11 protein-coding genes are annotated in these 13,449 nt (G+C 45.2%); 3 read left to right on the top strand and 8 right to left on the bottom strand.

Going from position 1 to position 13,449, the window contains the following annotated elements:
- Positions 1–140: 140 nt before the first annotated feature.
- The 5 genes from NWQ57_RS11610 to NWQ57_RS11590 all read right to left on the bottom strand — a co-directional run bounded on the left by NWQ57_RS11610 (position 141) and on the right by NWQ57_RS11590 (position 7,702).
- Complete coding sequence (locus NWQ57_RS11610; protein WP_306022313.1) at positions 141–2,504, bottom strand: TonB-dependent receptor; 2,364 nt, start codon at positions 2,502–2,504, stop codon at positions 141–143.
- 242 nt (positions 2,505–2,746) lie between these two features.
- A complete protein-coding gene (gene dctP, locus NWQ57_RS11605; RefSeq protein ID WP_306022312.1) occupies positions 2,747–3,790 on the bottom strand; it encodes a TRAP transporter substrate-binding protein DctP in 1,044 nt (347 codons plus the stop codon).
- Position 3,791: 1 nt separating this feature from the next.
- Positions 3,792–5,078 carry a TRAP transporter large permease gene (locus NWQ57_RS11600; protein WP_306022311.1) on the bottom strand — a complete coding sequence of 429 codons (1,287 nt, stop codon included), beginning with the start codon at positions 5,076–5,078 and terminating at the stop codon, positions 3,792–3,794.
- Position 5,079: 1 nt separating this feature from the next.
- A complete protein-coding gene (locus NWQ57_RS11595; RefSeq protein ID WP_306022310.1) occupies positions 5,080–5,595 on the bottom strand; it encodes a TRAP transporter small permease in 516 nt (171 codons plus the stop codon).
- Positions 5,596–5,626: 31 nt separating this feature from the next.
- Entirely contained in the window at positions 5,627–7,702 is a 2,076-nt protein-coding gene (locus NWQ57_RS11590) for a TIM-barrel domain-containing protein (RefSeq protein WP_306022309.1), read from the bottom strand.
- A gap of 255 nt (positions 7,703–7,957) precedes the next feature.
- Here NWQ57_RS11590 and NWQ57_RS11585 point away from each other — a divergent pair, with 255 nt between their 5' ends.
- Positions 7,958–8,707 carry a GntR family transcriptional regulator gene (locus NWQ57_RS11585; RefSeq protein WP_306022308.1) on the top strand — a complete coding sequence of 250 codons (750 nt, stop codon included), beginning with the start codon at positions 7,958–7,960 and terminating at the stop codon, positions 8,705–8,707.
- A 31-nt stretch (positions 8,708–8,738) separates the two neighbouring features.
- On the opposite strand, the gene NWQ57_RS11580 is transcribed toward NWQ57_RS11585, so the two are convergent.
- The 3 genes from NWQ57_RS11580 to NWQ57_RS11570 are packed head-to-tail and all read right to left on the bottom strand — an operon-like array spanning position 8,739 to position 11,138.
- Complete coding sequence (locus NWQ57_RS11580) at positions 8,739–9,683, bottom strand: biotin-dependent carboxyltransferase family protein (protein WP_306022307.1); 945 nt, start codon at positions 9,681–9,683, stop codon at positions 8,739–8,741.
- Positions 9,680–10,366, bottom strand: a complete 687-nt coding sequence (gene pxpB, locus NWQ57_RS11575; RefSeq protein ID WP_306022306.1) for a 5-oxoprolinase subunit PxpB — start codon at positions 10,364–10,366, stop codon at positions 9,680–9,682. Before pxpB ends, NWQ57_RS11580 begins: the two co-directional genes overlap by 4 nt.
- Before the next feature lie 10 nt (positions 10,367–10,376).
- Entirely contained in the window at positions 10,377–11,138 is a 762-nt protein-coding gene (locus tag NWQ57_RS11570; RefSeq protein ID WP_306022305.1) for a 5-oxoprolinase subunit PxpA, read from the bottom strand.
- 209 nt (positions 11,139–11,347) lie between these two features.
- Here NWQ57_RS11570 and NWQ57_RS11565 point away from each other — a divergent pair, with 209 nt between their 5' ends.
- Together NWQ57_RS11565 and NWQ57_RS11560 are read left to right on the top strand one after the other, a co-directional pair.
- Positions 11,348–12,274, top strand: a complete 927-nt coding sequence (locus tag NWQ57_RS11565) for a sensor domain-containing diguanylate cyclase (protein ID WP_306022304.1) — start codon at positions 11,348–11,350, stop codon at positions 12,272–12,274.
- Between the two features lie 159 nt (positions 12,275–12,433).
- Positions 12,434–13,303, top strand: coding sequence for a DUF1080 domain-containing protein (locus NWQ57_RS11560; protein ID WP_306022303.1), 870 nt, complete (start codon positions 12,434–12,436; stop codon positions 13,301–13,303).
- Positions 13,304–13,449 lie beyond the last annotated feature (146 nt).

Below are 13,449 nucleotides of genomic sequence, written 5' to 3'. Positions count from 1 at the left end.
CCCTTGTAGGAGGTCGTTCACGGCCGAATTCTTTCACAACCAATCAATAACCGTGGCAGCGCTCTACAACATCAATACTGAATTCTCACCATAAAAAAGGCGCCTTACGGCGCCTCACAGGTCACACACACAAAAGAGGTTTAAAAGCGGGCTTTAAATTGCACGCCAAAATAACGGTCGGCATCACGTGGGATCTGATAACGAAAACCGTCGCCAGAGTAGGTGGTGATAAAGCTTTCATCCGTTAGATTTTTACCGATTAAGGTCACGCGATAGGCATCATCATCAAACGAGAAGGCCAAGCTTGCGTTTAGAATACCGTAATCGGGTAACAAGGCTTCCGGGTTGCTTTGGGCCGTTGCGCCCGGTGCGCCAGCAAATATTTCGTCGGTATAAACGTATGAGCTGTTTAAAATGACATTCATATCAGCCAACTCCCACGTATATTCACCGACTACTGAATATTTCAAATCGGGGGAAAACGGTAAGTCAGCACCTGACCGACCATCACAGGTTGCAGAGCCAACTGGACATAAAAACTCGTCAACTTCGGCATCAACACTGGCAAAGCCGCCTGACAAGGTAAAACTTTCAGATACTTGCCACAAAACGTCGGCTTCAATCCCTTGAGTGATCACCGAACCTGCGTTGGTTAAGCGGGTAATGGTCACGCCATCCAATAATTCTGAATTATTGGCTTGAAAGCCATCGATTTCGGTACGGAATATCGCGGCGTTAAAAATCAAATCACGGCTAGCAAACTTATATCCTAACTCATAGGCATCAGATGATTCTTTGCCAATGGGCAAGGTATCCGTAGGGTTCATGTTATAAAACACGTTAAACGCTGGCCCTTTGTAGCCTTGTGAGTAAGTGGCATACACCATGCTGTCTTTATTGATGTCAAACTGCGCACCAACCTTAACGGATACGTTAGTTTCATCGGTTTTGCCGTCGAAGTTAGTGGCAAAATCACGTACACCAATACCACCTCGGCCATATTCATCGTTATTGTAACGGTTATGTTCAAAACTCACTTCGTCGTCGGTGTAACGCATACCAAAGAGTAAACGGAAGTCTTCATTAATGTGATATTTACCGTCTGCAAATAAGGCCCAGTTATTAAATTCTGTATTCATAAACGCTGTTGCGCTAACGATATCGTTGCGGTTACACGATAACAAATTATCAGCAATGAATTGGTCCGCTTGTTCGGCGGTAGGCGCGTCTTGGCCTAACTGCGTCGACAAGTAGTTTTGAATAGTGGTGGTTAAGTTACCCGAACAACTGGCGTCGCGAGTAAAGTTACGCTCAGATTGTTGTTTCCACCAGAAAAAGCCCACTTGATACTCAAGATCATTGCCTGTGGGCGAAGCGAACCTGAACTCCTGTGAGGTTTGTTTCCAGTTTTGAATACCGGTGTCGTGCAACAAAAACGTGCCCGTTGGTATAGGTTGGGTACCACCGATAGAAGTAAAGTCACCTTCACGTAGCTCGGTATTATCCCAGCTACGATACGCGGTAATTGACGTAAATTCGTGTGAACCAATGGGTTTGTCTATTTGCAATGAAAAGCCGGTGGTTTCATCAATTGTGCGAGTTTCAAAATCATGGTCTATTTTACGTTGATCAAAGTCGAAGTCGCCCGATCCGGTGCTGTTTGGCAAGGCTTCTGAGCCAGGATGACGGCCACTTGGGGTTAATTCTAAATCGGCACAACAATTGTCGTTTGACTTCATGTTTTCAAAAATAAACAACATGTTGGTGTCGCCCGCTGCTTCATAATTCAGCATGGCACGCACACCTTCTTTGTCATAACCATTGGTCATTTCATTGTTATGAACGTTTTTAATATACCCATCAAATTGCGATTTAAGAACGGTAACACTGCCAAAGGCATTGTCGTTCAACTCACCTGAAACACTGGCTTTTAAACGGTATTCGTTGTCTTGATACAAGCTTAATTCGGCATTACCTTCAAATCCTGCGGTGGGCTTTTTGGTTGAAATATTAACAACACCTGCTGAGGCATTTTTACCAAATAACGTCCCTTGCGGACCACGTAATACCTCAATACGTTCTAGATCATAGAGGTCAATAAAGGCTTGGCCAGAACGACCTAGCACCACGCCATCGACGACGGTAGAAACACTGGGCTCTGCTGCCACACTAAATGAAATTGTTCCAATACCTCGAATGGTAATGGCTGAGTTACGATTGGTATTGCCTTTTCGAAAACTCACTGACGGCACTAAGGCTTGTAAACCTTCGATGTTAGCCGCAAAAGCTGCATTAATTTGATCTTCACGCAGCACTGAAACCGCCACGGGAACTTCGTTTAGGTTCTCTACACGCTTTTGTGCTGTCACCGTGATTTTTTCGAGTAATCCTTGATCTTCTTTAGGGGCTTCCTGTGCCAACGCCGCTGTGCTTATAGCGACGTAGCTACTTAAGGCTAACGCCGCGCTAATGCTGCTGTTTAATCTACTGAGTGTGAATCGCATAGTGTGCTCCAGACATTGTCTTTTTTGTTGTGTCTCATGTTGTCCCGTTATCTCTTAGCCGCCAATCAGCTCCATGTCTTACGCATCTGCCGTTAGCTGAGATAGCTCATAAACTGTCACCTTATCTTTTGTCTTATATAAGACAAAAGATAAGCTAACGAATTTGTAAAGCAATTGCAATTATTTTGTTAATTAAATTGACTATTTAGTCATCAAAAACAACACACCTGAGGACTAAGCATTTACAGAGCAGGATCAGCGGAGCATTGAGCCACTGCACTATCGAGCAGATTGAGCCAGTCATTGCCAAAGCGCTGGGCAAACCAGGGGCGCATCTGACTACTTGCTGCAATAAAGGCTTGTTTTTCGACATCAGAGGGACGATAAATCGTGCCGCCTGCGGCTTCAAATAAACGGTAGGAGTTTGCCTCTTGGTCTTTAACAAACTGATTGGCGGTGGCGGCTTGAATTTTAAAGCCCTCTAACACAAGCTGTTGAATATCACTGGGCAAGGCTTGCCACGCAGGCTCTGAAAACCACCACAAGGTGGCCATGTAAGAGTGTCCGTCTAGTACAACAAATTTAAGGTGTTCTTCTAGTTTGGCGCCAATGATATCTTGGATACCGTTTTTACTGCCTTCAACCACTCCTGTAGCCAGCGCGGTATAGAGTTCGGCCCATGAAATAGGGGTTGAATTAGCGCCTAACTGGCGTACTAACTCTTGTTGAATGTCGGCTGGGGTGGTGCGGATCTTTAAACCCACTAAATCTTGAGGACTGTGAACTGCCTTTTTGGTGGTAGCAAAATTACGCCAACCACCGGTGTTTGATACCCCCAGTAAACGCAAATTCAAACCTTGGGCTAATACTTGCTTGCGCATTTCGTCCATTAAGGGGCCAGCTAAAACACACTCAGCTTGCTCGTCATTACTAAATACATAAGGTAAATCGATAACTTGAGCCGGACTGAAAAAGTTACCTGTGCCACCTGCGGTACTCGGAAAAATTTCTAATACGCCTTTTTGTAAATTACCAATACATTCTGGCACACTGCCACAAAACTGGCCGGACGGGTAAAGCTGTACCTCTACCCTGCCCTGACTGTGTTGTTCAAGGTAGTGTTTAAAAGCCACTAAACCGACATAGTCCTCATCTTGAGTAGAGGCTTGAATCGACGCTTTAATCGTATATTCGGCGTGGTTTGTGGTGCTGTTGATTAAACCGATGCCGCAGGCAACAACCACACAACCGTAAATAAACAGCAGCACTTTGCGTTTCATTGGCATATCAAGCAAATCCAAACCAGCGTGGCAAGGTCATTGTCAGCGCAGGAAAATAGGTAATTAAAAAGATAACCAAGGCTTCTACCGCCAAAAACGGTAACATTTCGATGGCGATGTTTTCGGTTTTTTCACCCGATACAGATGCAGCGACAAACAGCACCAAGCCCATGGGCGGTGTGGCTAAACCCACGGTTAAGTTGACGCACATGATCACCGCAAAGTGCAGAGGGTCAATGCCCAGCGCAATAAAGATAGGCGCCAGTACTGGGCCCAAAATTAAAATAGCTGGGCCGGCATCTAAAAACATGCCAATGGCAAATAAAAACAAGTTAATAATAAGCAGCAACAATAATACGTTATCGGTGATACCAATAATGTTTTGCGCCATTAAATCAGCCATACCCGAGACGGTAATGATCCATGCAAAGGTCACGGCAGAGCCGACTAACAATAAAATAGTGCCCGACTGGATCGCCGAGTTTACCAATATGCTTGGTAAGGCTTTCGTTTTAAGGGTTTTGGTAAAAAACAGGGTGATAATCAGGGCATAACCGGCTGCAACTGCGGCCGCTTCAGTGGGCGTAAACACGCCAAGTACAATACCGCCTAGCAAAATAACGGGGGTTAATAAGGGTAAAAATGAGCCTTTGAGTGCACTGCCGCGCTCATGCCACGTTGCCTTCGCGTTGGCCACCGGATAGTTGCGCTTTTTAGCAATTCGGCTGGTTACCATCATTAAACCCACGCAGATCATGATGCCCGGCACGATGCCCGCGAGAAACATGCCAGCCACTGATACATTCATAATAAAGGCATACAAAATCATGATGCCTGAGGGCGGAATGATTGGCCCAATCACCGACGATGCGGCGGTGATTGCAGCGGCAAATCGGCGACTGTAACCGTTTTGCTCCATGGCGGGGATCAGCATTTTACCCAAAGCCGAAGTATCAGCTACCGCCGAGCCCGATAAACCCGCAAACAATACTGATGACAAGATATTAACCTGAGCTAAACCACCGCGGTAATGGCCAATCAGGGTTTGACTAAAGCGGACGATAGACTGGGTGATGCCGCCTTGATTCATTAATTCACCGGCCAAGATAAAAAACGGCACTGCCATCAATGGAAACGAATTCATGCCTGAATACAGGCGTGTTAACAAGGCAGAAAAAAACACCTCGTTACCGTCAATAAGCAAACTCACACCTGGGCCTATAAGCAAGGCAAATACCACGGGTGTACCCGCAGTAAGCAATAAAATAAACACCCAAAAATAACTTAAAGACATACTAGCTCTCTCGCTGACTGGGTGAATTAAACAAACAAGGTATTTGCTCAAGTAGCTTTTCACAGGCCACCAAACCAATAGAGCCAAAGGCAAAGGGCGTACACAAATAAAAGTAGGCGAGCTTTACAGGGAGAGATGAAGCGTAGATTTGCCACCCTCCTTGAACAAAGTCGAGACTTTCCATTAAAAAGATCCCGCTGACTAAAAGCACAAGTAAGGAAATTACGATATTACTCAGTTGATACAAAACCTTAGGCAGCGCATCAGCAAACATATCGATTGAGACATTGAGGTTTTCACGATACGCCCAAGGCGCGACTAAACAGGCAATCCAGACCATAAAAAACTTGGCTAATTCTTCGGTCCAGCCCAAGGAATTATTCAAGCCATAACGAAACACCACTTGTGCAATAATCATCACCAGCATGAGGGCAAGCAGCACACCGGCGATATTTTTTGCTACATGGCTAATGGCAAAATTGAGTTTGCCCAAGCCACCTTGCAGCCAAGCTAACAAGCAAGTTGCTCCCTTACATTGGAGGTAAGACTCATACTTGCTTGCTCCAGTAATGACTCACCACAGGCTGATTACCTAATTGCTCGGTATGTTCAACATCGGGTCCGATGGGTAAATCGTGACCCGCTTTAACAAATACCGCGATGTCGTTTAAACCTAAACTAAGACGATGAATTTTGGCGCCAGTAAATACCTGCTTATCACTAAAGGCTAACCATTCGCCCTCTGGTAAATAAAACTCCACTTCGCCGCCTGGCTGCACACACGGCACTACCAGCAAACTATCACCAAACATAAATTGCAGCTCAAAACCCCAGCTTAGCCTGTCTTGAGGAAACGCTAAGGCCATGGCGCGCATCAAAGGCAAGCCGGTTTTACTGGCTTGTTGCATGGTTTGATATATGTATGGCAGCAGTTGGTAACGTAAAATTAAGGCCCGATTAACCGCCTCCTCTGCTGCAAAGCCATAACTCCATGGTTCACGTTGGCCAATACCGTGCAAACGCATGTGAGCAGAAAACACCGCAGTTTGTGACCAACGAACAAACAGCTCTGGGTCGCGCATGTCTTTATAAAAACCACCTACGTCAGTGGCAAAATACGGTGCACCTGACATGCCCCACGACAACGCCCCGCGAATACTGCCGACCAATCCGCCCCAATCAGCTTGTGGATCGCCCCCCCATTGACTGGGATATTGTTGCGAGCCAATCCACGCTGAACGGCTAAATAAAAATGGACCTGATTGGCTGTATTTCTGCGCCGCTTGGTAAACACAGCGGTTGTACAACAAACTATAAATGTTGTGCAAACGCATGCCAGAATCACCGTTGTAGGCTAGCATATTGTCGTCTTCGACTTGCTCACCAAAGTCGGCTTTGATCATATCAATGCCCAGGTCAAACAAGGGTTTGTGTGATTCTAACCAAAAGTTAAAGGCATCAGGATGGGTAAAATCCACAATGCCAGACTCTGGTAAGGGTGTGAGCACCTCAGCAAAGGCGCTCATGTCCCATTGATAACGATAGGCCTCGCCCGTACGCTTGTCAGTGAGCAACCAGCCTTTGGCTGCCATTTGCCCAAACAGCGGATTGGCTACCGACACCAAGGGATATTCCCAAATACATACTTTAAAGTTTTGCGCTTTTAACTGCTTGATCACTGCCCCAGGATCAGGGTAACGTTTGGCATCCCACTCAAAAGCAAAGCGTGTATCGGTGTCTTGCCAAGCACGGCCATCAAGGGTAATCACATCGCAAGGCATTTTGTGCTCTCGCACCGCTTTGGCAGTGGCCAGTAGTTCTGGCACATCACGATAATAAGCTTTAGACAAAATAAGCCCTAAGCTCCAAAACGGCGGCACGGGGGCTTTGCCCGTCAATTGCGTGTAATGTTCAATTATCTGCTGTGGCTGCTCGCCACGTAGAATAAACAGGTCGAGTTCCTTATCTTCAACCAAAATGCTGTAACCACGGTTCGACCATGGCGCATAACCTACCGCGTGGGTCACCGGTGATGGAGTATGCACAAACACGCCCCAGCCATGTGGACTCCAGCAAAAAGGGGTGTTTTTATACGATATTTCAGCGTTTACACCTAAGGCGTCATGGTTAAATGAGCGCAACAACTGTCCCCGTTTATTCAGTCCTGCCCATTTTTCGCCTAGTCCATAAACCGGCTCTTCTGGCGCTAAGTCAAAACTAAACAGCCACCCTTGTGATGTTTTAGCCATAGGCGGTAAACGATATTGGCGTACAAAGTGGCCGTCGTTGGGCGTACGTTGCACTAAGGTGTCACCATGGAATAAGGAAAAGGCAAAGGGTGTTAGTTGGCAGCGCAATTGCCACTGACCACTGATGATCTCGATATGCTCGGCGTCTTGATTAACGCTACAAATCAATGTTTGAGGCAGACTTTGCAACATACCGTAGTGATTGTCGCTTGGTTGGCCTGCGCGAAAACGCATGCCAATCTCATAAAATTCGACGCTGATAGGGCCTTCAGAAGTTGGGATAATGACAGCACGTTTGTTTTCACACAGCGCAGCCTTGCCACTAATTTCCAGTTGTTTTACGCCATTCCAATTAGGAGCACTGCAGTCGAACATGTCTTATTACCTTTTTATTTTTGACTCTGATGCCTTCAATAGCATGAAAATTAGTCGCGTTGGGCTAATTGCCCAACTACATTCTTATATAAGACATAAGTTATAACAGTGTTAATTTATTGTCAACGAACTTAAGGTGACATCTGTGCTTGTTTCGCTTATGGTCTTTATTGAAAAGAAATATTGTATAAGACCTAATGAATTACTATCCTGAAGGTCTTGAATTCTGTGGTGGTTAAGGTAGCAGTTTAAACTATGAATGAAACCCGTTTTGACAACAAACTAAGCAGTACCGGTCCGGTTTTTAAACCGCTTTATAAGCAGGTTGAAGAACACGTTAAACAATTGATTGTTGAACAGCGTTGGAAACCCGGTGATATGTTGCCAAATGAGTTTCAATTAGCGGCTGAACTTAATGTCAGCCAAGGCACCATGCGCAAAGCCTTAAACAGCCTAACCGATACCAAAGTGTTAATGCGCAAACAAGGTGTGGGCACTTTTGTTTCTGAGCATACTGCGCAAAATGGCTTGTTCCGCTTTTTCCCTATTATTGCTGATGGCAAAAACCCAGAACTACCCAAAGCAGAATTACTGTCTATCGACACTCAAGTACCTGATGCTACGGTGTGCTCGGCGTTAGAATTGAGCAACAAAGATCAAGTGATAGTGATGCGACGCAGACGTTTATTAAACGACGAATACTGCATTGCTGAAACCATTTACCTGCCCTATGCGTACTTCAAAGCCTTAGTCGATATGACAGATATCCCGCATACCTTGTATCACTTCTATCAAACCCACTTTAACTTAACAGTGCATAGCACCAAAGACGCGATTAAGGCGGATATTGCCAATCGCAATGATGCAGAACTGCTTGGTATTCAAGCCGGTGAGCCTATTTTAAGTGTCCAGCGCACGGCCCATTCATTAAACGGCAAAGCCATGGAGTTTCGTATCAGTCGCTGTCGCAGTGATAACTATCACTATTTGGTTACTCTCAACTAGAGCGAGAGTTTTTTGCAGCACTGCGCTGTTTTTAGGATGAGCTTAACGCCTTTAGCGCCATGTATTGACGAGCATAAATGTCTTGCGCGTCTTGCTGGCTGAGCAAGGTAAAATTAACTTTATCGCCCGCCACCAGCTGGCCTAATGCAAAATGATCTGCGCTGATCACATTAGCAATACGCGAATAGCCGCCAATAGTTTGACCATCAACACTTGAAATGATCGGCAGACCAGAAGGAGGGATTTGCACACTACCTTGGGTCAAACCGCTCGATACCAACTCTTGCATGTTCAGCTTAGTCAGGGGCTTTGCATCAAACCGTAAGCCCATGCGATTTGAATCACTGCGCAATACATAAGTACTGGAATAAAACTGCGTGAGCTGCGCCTCACTAAAATGTTCAGTTTCAACACTAGGCACGCAGCGTAATAGATAACTACCGCTGTAGTGTTGCTGTAAAACTTTTGGCAATGTTTTGATTTTTCTTACTTCGCAGTGACTGAGTATCACACGGTCACCCTTTTGCAAGGCGCGACCTTTAAACCCAGCAAACTGCGCAGCAAAGTGGGTTGAGTAGCTATTTAGCACGGGCGCGCAATCCAGAGTTGCAGCAAAAGCCAAATAGGCCCTTGCTCCTTGTAAACGCTGGGTAAAATGCAAGGTATCACCCGCCTTGACCTGAATGCTCTGGTTAGTGTTGACCGCTATTCGCTTTCGGTCTTCACTGGCAAGATAAATGTCAAATTTAGCACCGCAAATGGCAATCGTGAGGGCTTGGGTAAAACGCAAGGTTGGCCCTAACAAGCTAATTTCGAATACCGGGTGCTCAAGCGCATTGCCAACCAACCAATTAGCGAGTTGCATTGACAAATTATCCATAGCACCGCTTTTTGCCACGCCTAAATGCATATGACCTTGACGACCTAAGTCTTGAATCGACGTTTGTAAGCCTGGGCTAATCACCTCAATACTCATGTTGGGGTGTGCCTTATTGCTTCGAAGTCCGCTGCCGAAATGGCAGTAAAGCGTATTTTATCCAATGGTTGAGCAACGCAAGGTGAAGGCAAATTAGGATTGAACAGGGTAATAGGCGTTCGGCCAATAATGTGCCAACCGCCCGGTGTTTGTTGCGGATAAATGCCTGTTTGATTGCCGCCAATACCCACGCTGCCTGCGGGAACTCTGGCACTTGGCGTGGTTTTACGCGGACAACTTAACCGAGGATCGAGGCCGCCTAAATATAAAAAACCCGGTGAAAACCCCAGCATATGAAGTAAATAATCGGTATTGCTATGAAGTGCGATCACCTGCTCTACGCTCAAGTCACAGGCCTGTGCCAGGCTGATAAGGTCGGGTGCATACGCTTGTTCATAACAAACAGGGATCGTGATGAGTTGCGAGTTTAAATCTTGCTCGGGTAAGTCATGGCGTAAGATCCTTTGAAGTTTTTCCATGATCTGTTGCTGATGAGCGGCTAAGGGCAAGTAACACAGGGTCAAACTTTGATAGGCAGGAATAATATCTGTCACTAAGCCAGCAAATTCCTTGGCACATAAACGCGACAAAACTTGTATGTGGCGAGTCAGTTTTTCACTGACTTGCGCCGTAAACACCACACTCAAGCCGGCATCACCATTGGCCACAATTCGATAAGGCATCGTATTCACCTTAAGCAATAATCCAGTTTTTGGCGCTGAGGCGATCCTGTAACGTGCTCGCAAGGTGTAATGCTATTTGACTGTCGCCATGCAAACATAAGGTGTCTACCTCTAATTGCAGTTGCTTGCCGTCAAATGTTGTCACAAGCCGCTGGTTTAGTATAGCCAGCACCTGCTCGATACACTGTTCACTATCGGTGTAAACGGCTCCGGCTTGCGTTCGCGGTGCTAATTGACCAGTACTTAAGTATGCCCGGTCCATAAAACCTTCAGCTAAAAAAAGTAAGCCATGCTGCTGGGCGGCTTGTTGCATAGCTGCCTGTGGTAGGCCCAGTACCGCTAATTGAGCAAAATGCTGTGCCACCATTTGACAAATGTGTGAGGCAAGTTCCAAGGATTGCTCTGCATCATTATATAAGGCCCCATGCAATTTAATATGTTGCAATTCTATACCTAGTGCTTGAGCATGTAGCTGTAAATCCTTTATTTGCGTTACCAACGAATCAAGTAGCTCAGACCTAGCTATATTTAAAGAAACACGTCCAAAGTGGTTTTTATCGGGATAACCTGGATGCGCGCCACACAACAAGCCATGTGATAGAGCATTTCTCAGGGTTATTGGCATGGTCACATGATTGCCAGCGTGTCCGCCACAGGCGATATTACAGCGAGACAAAAAAGGCATTAGTAAAGCATCTTGCTCACAATCGGCTATTGTTAGCCCCTCTCCAAGATCACAGTTAATGTCAACGCTGCGTATTAATGTTGTCACTTTTTTCTCTTTTAGCCTGTAGCAATAACAAAATATTCCCATGAAGCGGGCGCAAAACCAAGATTCATTTGCACAAGACAAGGCTGGTGCAAAAATTACTACGTAAAAATTGAAATAATCGTTACTCTACAAGATACTCGCTATACTCAGTTCCAATGAATATTTCAACGCGGTTTGACCGCCACAGCACACCAATTAAAGGACAGTAAATGGAGCGCAGCGTTGCTGAATTAGTCAAACATATCGGCAAATTTTTAGGCACAAGTTCTGAAGCGTATGGCATTTTTAATGGTGAAGATCATCTCATCGGCTGTAACCACGCTTTCGCAAATTTATTTGGCGATTCGCCAGATGCCTTTTTGAATAGGCATTTTGATGATCTGGTGAGAAACGCTTTTCGCAAACAGCATGGCATAAAAATAGATTCAGGAGACGTTGAACAATTTATCGACATGACCAAAACACGCAGACGCTCGGCAGCATACCGAGTTTTCGAAGTGGATATGTTGGATGGGCTGTGGTTTCTATTTTCTGAGCAAACCTTAGCAAATGGTGACATGCTCATTCACGCCAGAGACATCACTAAACAAAAGAAGAATGAGTTTGAGCTGCATGCCAAATCATCAAAATTGCGTAAGCTTGCACTGACTGACGAACTGACTCAAATAGCCAATCGTCGCAGTTTTATCAACTCGGTCAATGCTGAAATAAGTCGCTGTAGTAGAAATAAAGCCAAGATGGCGTTTTTGTTACTGGATATCGACTATTTTAAAAATGTTAACGACACCTATGGCCACTTAGCGGGCGATGCCGTATTAATAAATATCACCCAACTCATCACCGTTCTTCTTAGAGAATATGATGTATTTGGCCGACTCGGTGGCGAAGAGTTTGGTATCTTTTTAGCCGATACAGACCTCAACACCGCCACTGAAATAGCACAACGGATCCGCGAAAAAATTCAGCAACATGTCATAGAAATAGACCATCAAAAAATGAGTGTCACGGTTTCTATTGGTATCGCCTTACTCAATCAAGCCACTAAATTTGAAACCCTATATAAGCGCGCTGATGTTGCACTTTATCAGGCTAAAAATGGAGGCCGCAATAAGGTTGTGGTAAGCGACCAAGGTTAAGGTTAACAACAGCAAAGTGCACAGCCAACATTAGCCTTTACTAAATTTCACAATCGCCCCGTCAAATTACACGATTGTCTCACTCGATGTATTCACCTTACGGTAACCTAAGCCAAAATCAGTTTTATAATCAATAGCAGTTACAGGATCCGTGTCTCGATGAAAACCTTAATAAGCAGTTTGTTAATCTGTCTTCTCAGTCCAGCCCTTCAAGCAGCACAGTGGCAGCCATTACTGGATAATACCTTAAGTCAGTGGGACATCTATTTAAGTTACAAACACACTGAAACCTACGATGGCAGCATGCCCGTGGATAAACAAGGCAAGCCTATCGCACCCATCGGCTTAAATACTGGCAATGATATTCATAAAGTATTTACCATTGTGCCAGAAAACAATCAGCCTGTGTTGCGGGTAAGCGGCGAGTATTATGGCGCGGTCACCAGCAAAGCCTCTTATCGCAACTACCACTTAAAACTGCAATTTCGCTGGGGTGAATTGAAATGGCCACCGCGAGAAAACAAGCTCAAAGACAGCGGTATTTTGTATCACGCCATTGGTGAACACGGACAAGAGTATTTTCGCTCATGGATGCTTTCGCAAGAATTTCAAATTATGCAAGGACACATTGGAGACTATTGGCAACAAGCCACATCAGCCATTGATATTAAAGCCTACCAGCCAGAATACATTATGAATCCGGTTGCCGATGAACAACAAGACTTCATAAAAGTCGGTGTGGGCGAAGATATTAAAGGCTTTGTACTTCGCAAAGAAAATCATGAAAAACCGCAAGGTCAGTGGAATACCATCGAACTAATTTGTTTTGAAGGCCAAAGCCTGCATATTGTAAATGGCCATGTGGTCATGGTGCTTAAAAATTCTCGCTACTTGGACAATGGCGTAAGTAAACCTTTGGAGGAAGGTAAAATACAACTGCAAAGTGAGGCGGCAGAGCTGTTTTATAAAAACATCGCTATTAAGCCAATCGACGCTCTCCCCTCGCAATATGCCGCGATGTTTAATTGAAAGGACAAGACACACAGCAAAAAACAATAGAGAGTGACACAGGGTCAATCATTATCGTCACTCCCTTTAAATGATCTAGGTCACTACCAACTTGGTGGTATGCATTGTTTTGGTTAAAAAAATGTCACGATTAATAAAGGGGTCAG

This window comes from Paraglaciecola sp. (assembly GCF_030730205.1).
Classification (GTDB): domain Bacteria; phylum Pseudomonadota; class Gammaproteobacteria; order Enterobacterales; family Alteromonadaceae; genus Paraglaciecola.
The sequence above is the reverse complement of the archived record's forward strand: the minus strand, read 5'-3'. Positions and strand labels throughout refer to the sequence as shown.